The sequence below is a fragment of the Variovorax sp. GW821-FHT09D07 genome, assembly GCF_059416345.1.
In genome coordinates this window covers 1,077,395-1,093,410 of the sequence record NZ_JBWKOY010000002.1, presented here as the reverse complement: position 1 = coordinate 1,093,410, position 16,016 = coordinate 1,077,395, and the positions used below count along the sequence as shown (strand labels likewise).

The window sequence follows — 16,016 nt, the reverse complement described above, 5'->3', positions numbered from 1 at the left end:
CGCCTTTTCTTTGCTTACTTTCTTTTGGCGAAGCAAAAGAAAGTGAGTCCGCCGCCGGGCGGAACTCCCGGCCCCGGAAAGCAAACCCACGCGCCAAGTTCAACGAGCCAGCAAGGCAGGCAAAGCCGAAGCCAACATAGCAACCCCAGACAACGTCAACAAGCTCAACACGATCTTGCGAAACGCCGCTTCACTGATCCCGATATACAACCGAGCCCCCAACAACACCGGCACCGCAACAGCCGCAGCAACGAGCACCAGCAACGGCACAACTGAACGCCCAATGCTCCCGCTAGCCACATGCACCGCAAATGCCACAGCCAACATCGAGAGATTGAAGTTCTGGATCACAGCACGTTGCGTGTCGCGCTGAAAGCCGCGCAGCGTGCACCACAACGTGGGCACGACACCCGAGAAGCCCCCGATGCCCGCCATCACACCGCCGATGGCACCCGCCACGCCGTCCGCTGCGCGACCGCCAAAAGTGATCTTCGGCAAGTGCTGCGACATCAGCATGGCCGGGCACCACAGCACCAGCAGCGTGCCCAGGCACACCTTGAACAGCACGATGTCCAGGTGCGGCAACAGCCACACACCGAAGGGCACGCCGACCAGCCCACCAAGCACGAAGGGCCAGAGGATGCGTTTGTCGAAAGTCCGCCGCACCGTGAGCGCCGCAATCACCTGCCCCGTGAGGGCGCCGAACAGCGCGAGCACGGCAGCCAGTTGCGGCTCCAGCGTCCAGGCCCACACGGACATCGCGACCATGCCAAAGGCAAAGCCCGACAGGCCCTGCACGAACCCCGCCAGCACAGCGCCGACGATCACATAGACATACAAGGCTTGCATGCGGCCGATGATAGGGGCCGCTGCTTCGCCCTCCGGGGGCTCAGGCCGACGCAGGCACCAGCGCCGTGCGCCGCACGCGCCGCACATTGAAGGCGCTGGCGATCAGCACGCCCTGCACCAGCGCCAGTCCGACGATCACGCTCGTGTACTGACCGGCGTCCATCAGGCGGCCGAACACCAGCGGTGCCACGGCCTGGCCGATGTCCAGCCCCGCATACACCACGCCGTAGACGCGCCCCGTGGCGTTGGGCGGCGTCGACTTCTTCACCAGCAGGTCGCGCGACGGCCCGGCAACGCCCGAGACGAAACCCATCGCGCCGAACAGCACCGGCACCATCACCGGCGGAAACTGCGCAAAGGCCAGCACCAATGCCAGCGCCGCCGCCACGCCGAAGCCCGCGCCCACGATGCGCTCGCAGCGCGAGGGGTCGGAGGCCAGGAAGCCGCCCACCACCATGCCGGCCGCGCTCGCCACCATGTAGACCGTGAGGCACACCGCCACCAGCGCCACCGGCACCGCGTGCAGGTGGCCGGCCGCCACGGGCGCGAAGGTCTGCACCACGCTGATCACGGCGGCATAGAAAAAGAAGAAGCCGAAGCACATCCACACGGCCGGGATGCGCAAAAAGTCGAACTCGCCGCCGACCGGCGTGGGCTCGCCGTGCCCCGTGGCCTTGTGCACGGCCGCTGCGTCGAGCGCCAGCACGCCGCGGTAGATCCACAGGATCAGCAGCACCACGATGGCCACCACACTCGCCGAGGCCAGCGCCACGCGCCACGAGAAGGCGATGGCGATCGGCACCACGAAGGCCGGTGCCAGCGCCCAGCCCAGGCTACCGGTGATGCCGTGCACGCTGTAGGCATGGCCCAGCCGCGTGGGCGCGACCTTGCGGTTGAACAGCGTGTAGTCGACCGGGTGGAACACGCCGTTGCCGATGCCGCCGACCACCGCGCAGGCCAGCAGCATCCAGTAGCTCTGCGCCATGGCATAGCCGAAGGCCGCGAGCCCCAGCGCGCCCAGCCCGACGAACAGCACCGGGCGCGGGCCCAGCTTGTCGACGATGAAGCCCGAGGCCGCCTGCACGATGCACGAGACCACGAAGAACACCGTGAGCACCGCGCCCAGCTCGGTGTAGCTCACGTTGAACGCGTCCTTCAGCCAGGGAAACAGCGGCGCCAGGATCAGCTGGCTGAAATGGCTCACCGCATGCGCCAGGCCGACCAGCCCGATCAGTTGGGCGTCAGTGCGCAAAGTGGTGGCGGGAACGGCTGTCGAGGAAGTGGATGACATGGATTGCTACAAAAAACCGGTGCGGGCACCGATGCTATGCGGCACCGACGCGGCAGAATGGCGATACAGCGACAACATTTGTCGAAACCATGCCAAGCGCCGTTCCCCCTCACGCTCCGCCCGCTCCCGAGCCAGCCACTCCCGCCAAGGCGCGCGGCACGCCCACCGCGCCGACCAACAGCGTGGGCCCGCTCACGCCGCACCTGTACGCCCCCGACGCGGTGCGCCCGCTGCGCGCTAAGGAACACTTCCTGAGCGCCGACACGCTGGTCGAGCTGCACGAGCACCCGTGGCCGCAGCTCACGTTCTCGACGCGCGGCGTGATCCGTCTGAGCACACAGGATGGCAGCTACATCGTGCCGCCGTCGCGCGCGCTGTGGGTGCCGGCCAACATGCCGCACAGCATCACGCTGATCGAAGACGCCGAGCTGCGCACCGTCTACCTGCACGCCTGGATCGCACCCACCTGGGAGAAGTGCGAGGTGCTCGAGATCAGCCCGCTGCTGCGCGCCCTCATGCTCGCGCTCGACACCACGCCCGACGGCCTGCCCCCGGCCGACCCGCACGCGCCGCAGCGCGAACGCATGATCGCGCCACTGCTGGTCGACGAGGTCGAGCGCGCCACGCAGATCCGCATCGACGTGCCGCTGCCCTCCGACAAGCGCCTGCGCCAGCTGTGCGAGACGCTGCTGCGCAACCCGGCCGACCGCGCCACGCTGGCCGAGCGCGCCGCCGCCATCGGCGCCAGCGAGCGCACGGTGGCGCGGCTGTTCCGCGACCAGCTCGGCATGAGCTGGCAGCAATGGCGCCAGCAGGCCGTGATGGCGCACGCGCTCCCGCTGCTGGCACGCGGCATGGCCGTGAGCCAGGTGGCGTCGGCCAGCGGCTACGCCACCGACAGCGCCTTCTGCGCCATGTTCAAGGCGGCCACGGGGCGCTCGCCCACCTCGTTCCAGCACCGCAAGCGACCGGCCACCCTTTGATGCCGCAGGGCATGGACGGAGCACGCCATGGTGCTCTGGCAAGATCGGCGACCGACACCGACACCATGCACTCACCGATCCCCCTGCACATCGCGGCCGAGGCCAGGCCTGCAACGTGGACCGCCGACATCTGGCTGCGCATCCGCCGCCATTTCCTGCTGAAGGCGGTCGGCACCACGGCCTTCACCTGGCTGTTCTTCATCGGCTACTTCCACCTGCTGCGCAACCCGGCCTTCCCGGTCACGGTGATGCCCCTGACGGCGCTGGACCACCTGATTCCGTTCCAGCCCTACACGCTCGGCGCCTACCTGTCGCTGTGGGTGTACGTGGGCTTTGCGCCGGGGCTGCAGCTCACCTTTCGCGAGCTGGTGGTCTACGGGCTGTGGATCGGCGCGCTGTGCCTGAGCGGCCTGGGGCTCTTCTACTTCTGGCCGACGCAGATCCCGCCGCTGAACATCGACGTCTCGGGCTACCCCGGCTTCGCGATGCTGCAGGGCGTGGACGCGGCGGGCAACGCCTGCCCGTCGATGCACGTGGCGGTCGCCATCTTCACCGCCGTGCGCCTGGCCGACGTGCTGCGCGCGGCGCGCACGCCGTGGCTGTTGCAGGCGATCAACTGGGCCTGGTTTGCAGCCATTGCCTATTCCACGCTGGCGGTCAAGCAGCATGTGGTGCTCGACGCGGTGGCCGGCGCGCTGCTCGGGCTGGCCTTTGCGCTGCCCTCGTTGCGCTGGCGCCCCGGCCCCCGTTGATCCGGGGCCGCCCCGAGGATTTCCCTAAGGTCGAAGCGGATATCATCAATCACCATTGATCATCAACACAGGCCGAACGAGGAAGGGATCGACCCCGTGGCCCGCCACCCGCAAGGGACAGGCAGCCCATCGATCAACGGCGGCACAAGACGACAGGCATCGCAGATGAGTTCGCTGAAGGAATTGCAGGACCTGATCCACGAGAAGTACGGCATCGAACCGTCCAAGCTCGACCCCCACGCCTCGATGCGTGAAACCGGCGGACTCGATTCGCTGGCCCTGGCCGAATTCCTGTTCGCCATCGAAGACCATTTCGGCATCACCATGCCCGACGACGACGCGAGCATCGACACCCTGGCCGAGCTCGCGCAGCTGGTCGACAAGGTCCGGGCCGCCAAGACAGCGTGAGCACGCACGAAGTCGCCGTCACCGGGCTGGGCGTCATGGCGCCGCATGGCGACGCGCCCGACGCGCTGTTCGATGCGCTCTTGCAGGGCCGCTCGGCCATCGCACCGGTCTTTCCCGAACTCCCCAAACCCGCCGCCGCCGCCACGGTCGCCTTCGACGAGACGCGCTGGTTCACCAAGCTGCAGCTCGCGGGCGTCGACCGCGTGAGCCAGCTGGCCGTGGCCGCCGCCGACCTCGCCCTGCGCGATGCGGGGCTGACCCTGAGCGATGCCGGCATCGATGCCGAGCGCGTCGGCGTCTACGCCGGCTGCGGCATGGGCGGCGCCGCCGCGCTCGAGGCCGCCTACCGCGGCAACGGGCGCGTCTCGCCGCTCACCATTCCCGCCTTCATGCCCAACGCGCCGGCCGCCCATGTGGCGATGCGCAACGGCGTGCTGGGCCCGGTGCTCACCTACTCGGTCGCCTGCGCCTCGTCGTCAGTGGCGATCGCCGAGGCCGCCAAGGCGGTGCAGCGCGGCGAGGTCGACATCGCCATCGCGGGCGGCAGCGAAGCACTGATCGTCCCGGGCGTGGTGCTGGCCTGGCAGGCCATGCAGACGCTGGCCGGCTTCCAGCCCGGCGAAGCGGCCGGCGCGGTGCGCCCCTTTGCCACCGACCGCAGCGGCTTCGCACTGGGCGAAGGCTCGGCCTTCCTCGTTCTCGAATCGGCCGAGCGCGCCCGCGCGCGCGGCGCCCGCCGCTATGCCACGCTGGCCGGCTGGGGCCTGAGCAGCGACGCCACCCATCTCACCAAGCCCGATGCACCGGGCCAGGCCCGTGCCCTGCGCGCCGCGCTGCGCCAGGCCGGCCTGCAGCCACGCGACGTGGGCTACTGCAATGCCCACGGCACGGCCACGCGCATCGGCGACGTGGTCGAGCGCAACGCGCTGGCCGAGGTCTGGGGCGCCGACTTCGACGCCCTGCGCGTCAGCTCGACCAAGGCGCTGCATGGCCACATGCTGGGCGCGGCCGGGGCCATCGAGGCGCTCATCACCGTGCTGGCGCTGCACCGGCGCGAGCTGCCGCCCAACGCGAACTGTCGCGACATCGACCCCGACTGCCGGATGAACCTCGTCGCCCCCGGCGACAGCGCCGCACCCGCACTCGACGCCGCCATCAGCAACTCCTTCGCCTTCGGCGGCACGAACTCCGTGCTGCTGTTCCGCCGGGGCTGAACTGCGTGCTCTTGCGGGCCGTGCGCACCCCGTGGCGCTGTGCCCCGCGCGATAGAGACATTCCGGGCTCTCCGGTATGCTGGTGGGCGCTTCTCCCCCCATGTCCGTCCAAGGAGGCCACCATGCACGTTCGCTCCACATTCGTCGCCCTTGCCCTGCTCGCCGCAGGCGCTTCGGTGCAGGCCAACAACCTGCTCGACCAGCTGAAAGAACAGGCCGGCGCGGCGGTCAACTCGCAAGGCAGCAGCAGCGGTGGCGGCTCGGCGCTCAGCAACCTCAGCCTCGGCGGCTTCAAGATGCCCGCCATCGGCTCCAGCACCATCGGCAGCGCCGCCGGCGTGCTCGAGTACTGCGTCAAGAACAACTACCTCGGCGGCGATGCCGCCTCCGTCAAGGACAAGCTGCTCGCCAAGATCACCGGCCAGAAGAAACAGGAAAACGACTTCGCGAGCGGCGCCAAGGGCCTGCTCAAGGGCGGCGACGGCAAGTCGCTCAACCTCAAGGGGCTGTCGTCGAAGGTCAAGGAAAAGGCCTGCGACTACGTCCTGAAAAACGCGACCTCACTGATCTAGGCTCTTTCTCTCTCTCCCGCTCTCCGCGCGCGGCGTGCCCGCCGTGCGCGCGCCCCGCTTCATGAATCCGGCTTCTCCCTCCTCTTCCCCCGCACCGTCCCTTCGCCAGCGCCTCGCACGCTGGGTTCCCTGCCTCGGCTGGCCCCGACCTTCCGCCGCGCTGCTGCGCAACGAGGCCATGGCCGGCATCACCGTCGCGCTGATGGTGCTGCCGCAGGGCGTGGCCTATGCGGCGCTGGCCGGCATGCCGCTGGTCACGGGCGTGTATGCGGCGCTGTTCCCGGCGCTCATCGCCGTGATGTTCAGCTCGTCGCAGCGGCTGTCGGTGGGGCCGACCGCGCTCACCAGCCTGCTGGTGGGCGCGTCGCTCGCGCCGCTGGCGGTGGCGGGCAGCGACGAATGGGTGGCGATGGCGGTGTGGCTCACGCTGATGTCGGGCGCGATCCAGATCGTGCTCGGCGCGGGGCGCTTCGGCTGGCTGCTGCGGCTGGTCAACTCGCCGGTGCTGATCGGCTTCACGCAGGGTGCGGCGGTGCTGATCGCGATCTCGCAACTGCCCGCGCTGCTGGGCTTCACGGGCCGCACCATTCCGCAGGTGCTGCAGGGCGGTCCGCTGCCCGACCTCACGGCCATCGCCTTCGGCCTGGGCAGCATCGCCGTGCTGTGGCTGGGCAAGCGCTGGGTGCCGCGCTTCCCGACCACGATGGCGCTGGTGGCCGGCGCCGCGGCCATCAGCTGGAGCATCAACTACGCGCTGCGCGGCGGCGCCGTGGTGGGCGCCCTGCCCTCGGGCCTGCCCTCGTTCTACTGGCCCGGGCTGCTGCCGGCGCACACCTTCAGCGCGCTGGTGCTGCCCGCGCTGATGATCACGCTGGTGAGTTTTCTCGAAACCGCGTCGAGCGCCAAGGTCGACAACGGCCGCGCCGGCACGCTGTGGAACGAAAACCAGGACCTGATCGGCCAGGGCCTGGCCAAGCTGGCCTCGGGCTTCACGGGGTCGTTCCCCACCAGTTCGTCGTTCTCGCGCTCGGCCATCACGCTCTACGCGGGCGCGCAGACCGGCTGGGCGACGCTGTTCAGCGTGGCGGTGGTGGCCGGTGCGCTGCTGTGGCTCATGCCGCTGCTGTACCACGTGCCGCAGGCGGTGCTGGCGGCGGTGGTGGTCACGGCCATCCTCGGGCTGGTGAAGCCGTCGAGCTTCACGGCGCTGTGGCGCATCTCGAAGCTGGAGGCCGGCATCGCCTTCGGCACCTTCATGCTCACCATCGCCACCGCGCCGAGCATCTACTGGGGCGTGCTGGGCGGCCTGCTCGCCAGCCTGGCGCACTACATGTACCGCCACCTGCACCCGCGCATCATCGAAGTGGGCTTGCACCCCGACGGCAGCCTGCGCGACCGCCACCTCTGGAAGCTGCCGCCGCTCGCGCCGCAGCTGTATGCGGTGCGCATGGACGCCGAACTCGACTTCGCCTCCGCCTCCACGCTGGAGCGCGCGCTCACGGTCGCGCTGGCCGAGCGCCCCGACCTGACCGACGTGTGCCTGTTCGCGCAGCCCATCAACCGCATCGACATCACCGGCGCCGAGGTGTTCGGCTCGATCCGCCGGATGATGGAATCCAAGGGCGTGCGCCTGCACCTGAGCGGCATGAAGCTGCCGGCCATGCAGGTGCTGGAACGCGCGGGCCTGCTCGCACCGGGGCCGATGCTCTTCAGCTACCGCACCGACGCCGAGGCGCTGGCCGCGCTGATGCCGCGCATCGACATGCCCGAAGAGGCCGAAGCGGCGGCCTGACCGCGCGCGCCTCTTCCCCCACACGGGCGCCATGAAAACCACCATCGAAGAACTGGTCGCCTTCCGCGCCGTGGTGGACACCGGCTCGATCACCGCCGCGGCCGACCAGCTGGGCCAGACGGTGTCAGGCATCAGCCGCGCATTGAGCCGGCTCGAACAGAAGCTCGGCACCACGCTGATGCGCCGCACCACGCGGCGGCTCGAACTCACCGAGGAAGGCGCCGCCTTCCTGCAGCGCACGCGCGCCATCCTCGACGCGATCGACGATGCCGAGGAGCACATGGCCGCGCGCCGCCAGCAGCCGGCCGGCCGCCTGCGCGTGAACGCGGCCTCGCCCTTCATGCTGCACGCCATCGTGCCGCTGGTGCCGGAGTTCCGCCGGCTCTATCCGCAGATCAGCCTGGAGCTCGACACCGACGACCTGCCCATCGACCTGCTGGAGCGACGCACCGACGTGGCGATCCGCATCGGCCCGCTGCGCGATTCCACGCTGCATGCGCGCCCGCTCGGCACGCACCGGCTGCGCGTGCTCGCGAGCCCCGCCTACCTCGAGGCCCACGGCAAGCCGCGCAAGGTGGACGAGCTGGCCGGCCACGCGCTGCTGGGCTTCACGCAGCCCGAGTCGCTCAACCGCTGGCCGCTGCGCGGCGTGCACGGCGACGAATGGACCATCGCGCCCACCGTGGTCGCGTCCAGCGGCGAAACGCTGCGCCAACTGGCGCTGGCCGGCGTGGGCATCGTCTGCCTGTCGGACTTCATGACCGCCGCCGACCGCGCCAGCGGCGCGCTGGTGCAGGTGCTGCCCAAGGACACGGTCGACGTGCGCCAGCCCGTCAACGCCGTGTACTACCGCAACACGCAGCTGTCGGCGCGCATCACTTCGTTCCTCGATTTCCTGTCGCAGCGCATGGGCTGAGCTCAGCCCGGCGGCATTCGCTCGAACCTCGGCAGCGCCGGGTCGAGGAAGTCCCAGGCGTGCCCGCGCACCGCGTACGTGACCGCCTGTGGACGGTAGCGCCCCGGGTCGTCCAGGCTCGCGGCGTGCACGGTGAAGACACCGGGCATCGCGGCGAAGGTCATGTACACGGGCGAGCCGCAGGTCGGGCAGAACGCGCGCGTCTTGACGTTGCCGCTGTCGCCCTTGAGGCTCCACAGCGTGGCCGCGCCGGTCTGCTTCACCTCGGCGCCCGCGAAGCTGAGGTACGAGCCGTGGCCCGTGCCGCTCTTGTGCTGGCAGTCCAGGCACTGGCAGTCGTTCTGGAACACGGGTTCCCCTGAAATCTCGTAGCGGATGGCGCCGCATGCGCAACCGCCGGTGTAGGCCGGGTTCATGGTTCTTGTCCTTTTCGAAGTGGTGAAGGGCAATCTAGCCGCGCGAGGCTTGGAGCGGGGAGTAACAAGATCGTCGTGAATCCGGGACGCGCCAGAATCCGGCAGTCACGAAGACGCATCCCCAAGGAAATGCCATGCATGTCGATCTGGTGTCCGAAGCCCAACACGATTCGCTCATCGAGCTGCTGGCCGAACTGCACGCCTTCTACAACGAAGGCGCGCGCGTGCCGCGCGAGCTGGTGCGCGAACACCTGCTGGGCAATCTCCTGGCACCCGGCTCGCCGCACCAGCTCGTGGTGGCATCGACAGATGCGCACACCGTGGTCGGGCTGGCCGCGATCACCTGGGTCTTCTCGCTGGTCGACTTCGCACCGGAGCAACGCAGGCACTGCCAGCTCAAGGAGCTCTACGTGAAGTCGGGCCACCGCAGCGCCGGGGCGGGCCGCGCCCTCATGGCATGGGTGGCCGCGCAAGCCATCGCCAAGGGATGCCACCGCATCGACTGGCCCGTGAAGGCGACGAATGCGCGCGGCATCGCGTTCTATGAAGGGCTCGGCGCGTTCCAGGTGGCCGAGCGGCTGAGCTACCGGCTGCTGCAGCCGGCCCTGGGCGAGTTGGCAGCCTTCACGGCCCCTGCGTGACCGCCACCCGCTCCACCGCCGCCGACGCGATCTCGTAGCCGCTCACGCCCATGTCGGCCGACGCGTAGCGCGCCGCCTTCAGCGTGCCGCTCACGCGCACCGTGTCCATGGCGTGCAGCCCCTTCACGGGCGCGGGCGCGATCACGTGGACGATCTGGTTGGCGGGCGGCGGCGGGGTGTGGATGCAGGCGCCGAAGTACGGCACCAGCAGGAACTCGCGGATGCCGTCTTGCGTGGCATCGAGCGGCACGACGAAACCCGACAGCTTCGCGGGCTTGCCGTCGAGCGCGACGTTGACCGGCGCGTTGTCCCAGACGGCGCGCATCTCGTCGAGCATCTGGATCGCGCGCGGGTCGTTGTCGCGCAGCGCCTCGAGGCTGATGTTGCGGTAGCGCTGGGTCGGGTCCCACTCCTTGGGCACCAGCGCGTCCCAGGCCATCTCCTGCGCGGCCGGCGCGCCGGCCGTGCCCTGCCCCTGGGCCGCATCCGGGCTGCAGGCGGACAGCAGGCTGCCCGCGACCGCCATCAGCAGCACCATTCCCGTGCGACGAACAAAAACACTCATGGCCCCGATTGTGCTTGCCGAAGGTGACACGGCGCTCGGGGCGGGCCGGAAGACCCGTCCTGAAACGAATGGGCACACATGGCAAAAAGGCGGGCGCCGCGCCAGAATGCCGCACCACGACCACGAGGAGATCCGCATGGCACCCACAGGATGGCTTGGATTGACGTCACTCGGCACGGTTCACACCGCGATCAGCCTGATCGCCGTGTTCGCAGGCATCTGGGCCCTGCTGCGCTACAAGGAAATCACGCTGCGCACCGGCCTGGGCCAGGTCTTCGTCTGGACCACGGTGCTGACCTGCCTCACGGGCTTCGGCATCTTCCAGCACGGCGGCTTCGGCAAGCCCCATGCGCTGGGCATCATCACTTTGGTGGCGCTGGCCGTCGGCGCGCTGGCGGGGTACGGGCGGCTTGGGGCGAAGTCGCGCTACATCGAGGCGGTCGCCTATTCGGCGAGCTTTCTCTTCCACTGGATTCCGGCCTTCACCGAGACGCTGACACGCTTTCCGCTGGGCGCGCCGCTGCTGCCGACCGCCGAGGCGCCCGAACTGAAGGCGATCACCGCGGTGCTCGGCGCGCTGTACGTGGTCGGCGTGACGCTGCAGATCAAGCGGCTGCGCGGCGACAAGCCCGTCAGTCCTGCACCCGCCCGCGCAGGCTCTTGATCTGCGAGCGCTGGCTCTTGCCTTCGAGCCGGCGCTGCTTCGAACCGTAGGTGGGCTTGGTGGCGCGCCGCACGCGCGGCGGCGTGGCCACGCTGTCGATCACCGCCTGCAGCCGCGCGAGCGCGTCGGCGCGGTTCATCTCCTGCGTGCGGTGCTGCTGCGCCTTGAGCACGAACACGCCTTCCTGCGTGATGCGGCTGTCGCGCAAGGCGAGCAGCCGCTCCTTCACGTCCGCGGGCAGCGAGCTGGCATGGATGTCGTAGCGCAGGTGCACCGCGCTCGACACCTTGTTGACGTTCTGCCCGCCCGCCCCCTGCGCACGGATGGCGCTGATCTCGACCTCGTCGGGATCGATCAGGAGTGGGGGGCGGAGCATGCCCGCGAGTGTGCCCTCAAACGCGCTCGAACACGGCGGCAATGCCTTGCCCGCCGCCGATGCACATCGTGACGAGTGCATAGCGGCCACCCGTGCGGTGCAGCTCGGCGATGGCCTTCGTCGTGATGATCGCGCCGGTCGCGCCCACCGGGTGGCCCAGCGAAATGCCCGAGCCGTTCGGGTTCACCTTGGCGGGGTCGAAGCCCAGCTCCTTGATGACGGCGCAAGCCTGCGCCGCGAACGCTTCGTTCGACTCGATCACGTCGAAGTCGCCGACCTTCAGGCCCGTGCGCTCCAGCACCTTGCGCGTGGCCGGCACCGGGCCGATGCCCATGTACGCCGGCTCGACGCCCGCGTGCGCGTAACCCACGAGGCGCGCCAGCGGCTTCAGGCCCAGCGCCTTCACGCGGCCACCTTCGGCCAGCACCAAGGCGGCGGCGCCGTCGTTGATGCCCGAGGCGTTGCCGGCGGTCACGAGGCCGTCCTTCTTGAAGGCGGGCTTCATCTTCGACAGCGTATCGACGGTGGTGTCGGCGCGCACGTGCTCGTCGGTGTCGAACAGCACGACGCCCTTGCGCGTCTTCACCTCGACCGGAACGATCTGCTCCTTGAAGCGGCCCGCGGCAATGGCGGCGGCGGCGCGCTGCTGGCTGGTCACGGCCAGTTCGTCCATCTGCTCGCGCGTGATGCCGTAGCGCGCGGCGACGTTCTCGGCCGTGATGCCCATGTGGATCTTCTCCCACGGGTCGTGCAGGATGCCCAGCATGTAGTCGACCAGCACCGCGTCGCCCATGCGCGCGCCATAGCGGGCCGAGGTGTCGAAGTACGGGCCGCGGCTCATCGATTCGGAGCCGCCGCCGATGGCGATGTCGCAGTCGCCCAGCGCAATGGCCTGCGCCGCCGACACGATGGCCTGCAGGCCCGAGCCGCACAGGCGGTTCACGTTGAAGGCCGGCGTCTCGATCGGGCAGCCCGCGTCGATGGCGGCCACGCGGCTCAGGTAGGCGTCCTTCACGTCGGTGGGGATCACGTTGCCCATGACCACATGGCCGATGGCGTCGGCGGCCACGCCGCTGCGCTCGATGGCGGCCTTGACGGCGGTGGTGGCCAGTTGCGTGTTGGGCACGTCCTTGAGCGCACCGCCGAAGGTGCCGATGGCGGTGCGGGCGGTGCCGACCACGAAGATGTCGCGTTGGGTCATGGGATGGATCTCCTGGATTGAAAAAACGAAAACAGCGAATTCTTCAGCGGCCCGTGAAGGCCGCGGGCTTCTTGCCGAAAAAGGCATCGAGGCCGATGCGGAAATCGGCGGTGGCCGCGCACGACTGGAACGCGGTCGACTCGGCATCGAGCTGGCTCGCCAGGTCGCGGTCGAGCGAGCCGCGCATCAGCCGGCGCAGGTGGCCCAGCGCCACGGTCGGGCCCTTGGCCAGCCGCTGCGCGAAGGCCATGGCCTCGGCTTCGAGTTCGGCCGCGGACACTACGCGGTTGATGAGGCCCATGCGTTCGGCGGCGGCGGTGTCGTAGGTGTCGCCGAGCATCGCGATCTCCAGCGCGCGGCGCATGCCGACCAGGCGCGGCAGCGCCCACGAGGCGCCGACGTCGCAGCTGGTGCCGACGTTCACGTAGGCCAGGTTGAAGCGCGTGCCCTCGGCCGCGAGCACGAAGTCGGCCTGCAGCATCAGGCTCAGCCCTGCGCCGGCCGCCACGCCGTGCACCTGCGCGACCAGCGGCGCGTCCATGGCGTCGAGCACGGTCAGCGCTTCATGCAGCGGGCCGATGAGGTCGGCCGCGCCCTGCTTCGGGTCGGCACTCAGCACGCCGAGGTCGCCGCCGGCCATGAAGCCCTTGCCTGCGCCGCTCAGCAGCACGGCGCGCACGCTCTTGTCGGCAGCCAGGGTGCGCGCGGCGGCGAGGAAGGCGGTGGCCATCGGCACGTCGATGGCGTTGAGCGCGGCCGGCCGGTTGAAGCGCAGCGTGGCCACCGCGCCTTCGCGGCCCACCAGCAGGGGCGAAGAAGAAGTCTCTGAAGTCATGGGTTCGCTTTCGTCGGGGCGCGCTGCAGCACGCCGTTGAGCAGCAGCTCGATGCCCTGGTCGGCGATCTGGTCGGGCGTGAGGTCGCCGTCGGGGCGGTACCAGCGGCCGATCCAGCTCAGCGCGCCGGCCAGCATGAAGGCCGCCATCTTCGGGTCGCAGGGCGCGAGCGCGCCTTCGGCCACGCCCTCCTCGATGAGGCGGCGGAAATGCCCGTCGATGCCGGCCTTGAGGCGGCGCAGTTCCTTCTTGAGCGGATCGGGCAGCGGGTCTTCGCCGATGCGGATCACGCACATGCCGAAGTCCTGCGTGACCACGCCCGAGTAGATGCGCATGCAGGCCTTGAGCTGGTCGATGGCGCTGCCGCCCGCGGCGCGCACCTCGCCGATGCCGGACTGCATGAGGTCCAGCGCCATCTTCACGCACTCCAGCAGGATCTGGTCCTTGTTCTCGATGTAGTAGTACAGCGTGGGCTTGCTCACGTTGAGCCGCTCGGCAATGTCGTCGAGCGAGGTCGCGTGGAAGCCGCGTTCGTTGAAGAGCTGGGCGGCCGTGCGCAACACGGCCATGCGCTTGACCTCGCGCTGCTGCGCACGGCGGTCGGCAGGCGCCCACGGGGAGGCTGAAGCAGGAACGGCGGTGGAACGGGGCATGGGGTTTGTGCGGGCGGGGAAAGTCCCGATGCCGCGAACTGCGGCGAACACGGACATTACCGGCCAGTAGGAATTTTACGGGCCAGTAGCATTTCGCTGCTGGACACAAACCCTGACCTTGCGGCGCGCCCCTTAGCCATGCCTGACGAGACTCGACGGGATACCTCCATGTCCGCACCTTCCGCCACGGCCCCGGTGCTGCAGGCCGAGGCGTTGACGCTGGCATTCGGCGGCGTGAAGGCGCTCACCAACGTCGGCTTCAGCGTCGCGCCCGGCTCCATCACCGCGGTGATCGGGCCCAACGGCGCGGGCAAGACCTCGCTGTTCAACACCATCTCGGGCTTCTACAAGCCTTCGCAGGGCCGCGTGCTGTTCGAGGGCGCGGACATCACCCGCCTGCCCGCCCCCAAGCGCGCCGCACTCGGCCTGGCGCGCAGCTTCCAGAACATCGCGCTGTTCCGCGGCATGACCGTGCTCGACAACATCAAGCTCGGCCGCCATACCCACCTGAAGACCAACGTGTTCGACGCCCTCTTCTACCTGGGCCGCGCGCGCCGCGAAGAGGCCGAGCTGCGCCGCGACGTGGAAGAACGCATCATCGACTTCCTCGAGATCGACCACATCCGCCACGCCTCGGTGGCCGCCCTGCCCTACGGCCTGCAGAAGCGCGTGGAAATGGCGCGTGCGCTGGCCATGCAGCCCAAGGTGCTGATGCTCGACGAGCCCGTGGCCGGCATGAACCGCGAGGAGACCGAAGACATGGCGCGCTTCATCCTCGATGTGCGGCGCGAGTGGGGCATCACGGTGCTGATGGTGGAGCACGACATGGGCATGGTGATGGACCTGTCGGACCACGTCGTGGTGCTCAACTTCGGCCAGGTCATCGCGCAAGGCACGCCGGCGCAGGTGCAGGCCGACCCGGAAGTGATCCGCGCCTACCTCGGCGCGGGCGATGTCGGCGAGCTGCGTCGCCGGCTGCGCGGCGAAGCTGCCGTGGGAGCCGTCTGATGGATTGGGCCTACCTCTTCGAGATCGCGCTCACCGGCATTGCCGGCGGCGGCCTGTATGCGCTCGCGGCGCTGGCTTTCGTGCTGGTCTACAAGGCGACGCGCGTGGTCAACATCGCCATCGGCGAGATGCTGATGGTCGGCGCCTACCTGTTCTTCACCTTTGCGGCGAGCTTCTCGCTGCCGATCTGGATGGCGGTGCTGGGCTCGGTGATCGGCACCGGCCTGCTGGGCGCGGTGATCGAGCGCACCATGATCCGCCCGCTGCTGGGCGAGCCGCCGATCTCGGTGTTCATGGTGACGGTGGGGCTGGCGTCGATCCTCGTCGGGCTGGTCGAGATCATCTGGACCGCCGACCAACGCCGCCTGCCCGAGTTCCTGCCCAACACGCCCGTGATGATCGGCGAGGCCTTCCTGGCGCCGAAGATCGCCTACGGCGCGCTCATCGCGGTGGTGCTGATCGGGCTCGTGCTGCTGCTGTTCCGCTTCTGGCGCGGCGGCGTCGCGCTGCGGGCCACGGCTTCGGACCAGGCCGCTGCGTACTCGATGGGCATCCACGTGCCGCGCGTGTTCTCGCTGGCCTGGGTGGCCTCGGCCATGATCGCGGCGGTGGCCGGCATCATCGTCGGCGCCATCGGCGGCATCTCGTCGTCGATGGGCGTGTTCGGGTTGTCGGTGCTGGTGGTGGTGATCGTCGGCGGGCTCGACAGCGTGCTGGGTGCGCTGGTCGGCGGCGTGCTCATCGGGCTGATCGAAGCGCTCGCGGGCTCCTACCTCGGTGGCGAATACAAGCTGCTCGCCACCTTCATCGTGCTGGTGTTCGTGCTGATGGTGCGGCCGTACGGGCTCTTCGGCACGCACGAGATCGAGAGGCTCTAGCC

At 69.3% G+C, this 16,016-nt stretch carries 19 protein-coding genes; 11 read left to right on the top strand and 8 right to left on the bottom strand.

Annotated features, from left to right (window positions below):
* Positions 1 to 99: 99 nt before the first annotated feature.
* Both AC07OX_RS11395 and AC07OX_RS11390 read right to left on the bottom strand, forming a co-directional pair.
* Entirely contained in the window at positions 100 to 849 is a 750-nt protein-coding gene (locus AC07OX_RS11395; RefSeq protein ID WP_492732408.1) for a sulfite exporter TauE/SafE family protein, read from the bottom strand.
* A 40-nt stretch (positions 850 to 889) separates the two neighbouring features.
* A complete protein-coding gene (locus AC07OX_RS11390; protein ID WP_495262856.1) occupies positions 890 to 2,140 on the bottom strand; it encodes an MFS transporter in 1,251 nt (416 codons plus the stop codon).
* Between the two features lie 89 nt (positions 2,141 to 2,229).
* Between AC07OX_RS11390 and AC07OX_RS11385 the strand changes: the two genes are divergently transcribed.
* From AC07OX_RS11385 to AC07OX_RS11355, 7 genes are all read left to right on the top strand, one after another.
* On the top strand, positions 2,230 to 3,123 hold the full coding sequence (locus AC07OX_RS11385; protein ID WP_235926665.1) for an AraC family transcriptional regulator: 894 nt from the start codon (positions 2,230 to 2,232) through the stop codon (positions 3,121 to 3,123).
* Between the two features lie 65 nt (positions 3,124 to 3,188).
* Positions 3,189 to 3,875, top strand: coding sequence for a phosphatase PAP2 family protein (locus tag AC07OX_RS11380; protein WP_070059576.1), 687 nt, complete (start codon positions 3,189 to 3,191; stop codon positions 3,873 to 3,875).
* Positions 3,876 to 4,040: 165 nt separating this feature from the next.
* Positions 4,041 to 4,283: an acyl carrier protein gene (locus tag AC07OX_RS11375; protein ID WP_062472943.1), complete on the top strand. Its 243-nt coding sequence runs from the start codon at positions 4,041 to 4,043 to the stop codon at positions 4,281 to 4,283.
* Positions 4,280 to 5,497 carry a beta-ketoacyl-[acyl-carrier-protein] synthase family protein gene (locus AC07OX_RS11370; RefSeq protein ID WP_495262855.1) on the top strand — a complete coding sequence of 406 codons (1,218 nt, stop codon included), beginning with the start codon at positions 4,280 to 4,282 and terminating at the stop codon, positions 5,495 to 5,497. The genes AC07OX_RS11375 and AC07OX_RS11370 overlap by 4 nt, the downstream gene beginning before the upstream one ends.
* Before the next feature lie 122 nt (positions 5,498 to 5,619).
* Positions 5,620 to 6,069 carry a DUF2501 domain-containing protein gene (locus AC07OX_RS11365; protein ID WP_495262854.1) on the top strand — a complete coding sequence of 150 codons (450 nt, stop codon included), beginning with the start codon at positions 5,620 to 5,622 and terminating at the stop codon, positions 6,067 to 6,069.
* Between the two features lie 61 nt (positions 6,070 to 6,130).
* A complete protein-coding gene (locus AC07OX_RS11360) occupies positions 6,131 to 7,861 on the top strand; it encodes a SulP family inorganic anion transporter (RefSeq protein WP_495262853.1) in 1,731 nt (576 codons plus the stop codon).
* Positions 7,862 to 7,892: 31 nt separating this feature from the next.
* Positions 7,893 to 8,777 (top strand): LysR family transcriptional regulator, encoded by an 885-nt coding sequence (locus AC07OX_RS11355; RefSeq protein WP_070059579.1) that lies wholly within the window; start codon positions 7,893 to 7,895, stop codon positions 8,775 to 8,777.
* A 2-nt stretch (positions 8,778 to 8,779) separates the two neighbouring features.
* Here AC07OX_RS11355 and AC07OX_RS11350 read toward each other — a convergent pair whose 3' ends face one another.
* Positions 8,780 to 9,193 carry a GFA family protein gene (locus AC07OX_RS11350; RefSeq protein ID WP_495262852.1) on the bottom strand — a complete coding sequence of 138 codons (414 nt, stop codon included), beginning with the start codon at positions 9,191 to 9,193 and terminating at the stop codon, positions 8,780 to 8,782.
* A 134-nt stretch (positions 9,194 to 9,327) separates the two neighbouring features.
* Between AC07OX_RS11350 and AC07OX_RS11345 the strand changes: the two genes are divergently transcribed.
* Positions 9,328 to 9,834, top strand: a complete 507-nt coding sequence (locus tag AC07OX_RS11345) for a GNAT family N-acetyltransferase (protein ID WP_495262851.1) — start codon at positions 9,328 to 9,330, stop codon at positions 9,832 to 9,834.
* Here AC07OX_RS11345 and AC07OX_RS11340 read toward each other — a convergent pair.
* On the bottom strand, positions 9,818 to 10,399 hold the full coding sequence (locus AC07OX_RS11340; protein WP_307586138.1) for a DUF3299 domain-containing protein: 582 nt from the start codon (positions 10,397 to 10,399) through the stop codon (positions 9,818 to 9,820). The two genes, AC07OX_RS11345 and AC07OX_RS11340, sit on opposite strands and share 17 nt — an antisense overlap.
* A 136-nt stretch (positions 10,400 to 10,535) precedes the next feature.
* On the opposite strand from AC07OX_RS11340, the gene AC07OX_RS11335 reads away from it, so the two are divergent.
* A complete protein-coding gene (locus AC07OX_RS11335) occupies positions 10,536 to 11,063 on the top strand; it encodes a DUF2306 domain-containing protein (RefSeq protein ID WP_493192840.1) in 528 nt (175 codons plus the stop codon).
* Here AC07OX_RS11335 and arfB read toward each other — a convergent pair.
* The 4 genes from arfB to AC07OX_RS11315 are packed head-to-tail and all read right to left on the bottom strand — an operon-like array spanning position 11,032 to position 14,128.
* Positions 11,032 to 11,439: an alternative ribosome rescue aminoacyl-tRNA hydrolase ArfB gene (gene arfB, locus AC07OX_RS11330; RefSeq protein WP_062472954.1), complete on the bottom strand. Its 408-nt coding sequence runs from the start codon at positions 11,437 to 11,439 to the stop codon at positions 11,032 to 11,034. The genes AC07OX_RS11335 and arfB overlap by 32 nt on opposite strands.
* 16 nt (positions 11,440 to 11,455) lie before the next feature.
* Positions 11,456 to 12,640 carry an acetyl-CoA C-acyltransferase family protein gene (locus AC07OX_RS11325; RefSeq protein WP_495262850.1) on the bottom strand — a complete coding sequence of 395 codons (1,185 nt, stop codon included), beginning with the start codon at positions 12,638 to 12,640 and terminating at the stop codon, positions 11,456 to 11,458.
* Between the two features lie 43 nt (positions 12,641 to 12,683).
* On the bottom strand, positions 12,684 to 13,475 hold the full coding sequence (locus tag AC07OX_RS11320; protein WP_495262849.1) for an enoyl-CoA hydratase/isomerase family protein: 792 nt from the start codon (positions 13,473 to 13,475) through the stop codon (positions 12,684 to 12,686).
* A complete protein-coding gene (locus tag AC07OX_RS11315) occupies positions 13,472 to 14,128 on the bottom strand; it encodes a TetR/AcrR family transcriptional regulator (RefSeq protein WP_390345086.1) in 657 nt (218 codons plus the stop codon). The genes AC07OX_RS11320 and AC07OX_RS11315 overlap by 4 nt, the downstream gene beginning before the upstream one ends.
* A 168-nt stretch (positions 14,129 to 14,296) precedes the next feature.
* Between AC07OX_RS11315 and AC07OX_RS11310 the strand changes: the two genes are divergently transcribed.
* Positions 14,297 to 15,136 carry an ABC transporter ATP-binding protein gene (locus tag AC07OX_RS11310; protein ID WP_487849221.1) on the top strand — a complete coding sequence of 280 codons (840 nt, stop codon included), beginning with the start codon at positions 14,297 to 14,299 and terminating at the stop codon, positions 15,134 to 15,136.
* Positions 15,136 to 16,014, top strand: a complete 879-nt coding sequence (locus tag AC07OX_RS11305; RefSeq protein WP_062472963.1) for a branched-chain amino acid ABC transporter permease — start codon at positions 15,136 to 15,138, stop codon at positions 16,012 to 16,014. The genes AC07OX_RS11310 and AC07OX_RS11305 overlap by 1 nt, the downstream gene beginning before the upstream one ends.
* Positions 16,015 to 16,016 lie beyond the last annotated feature (2 nt).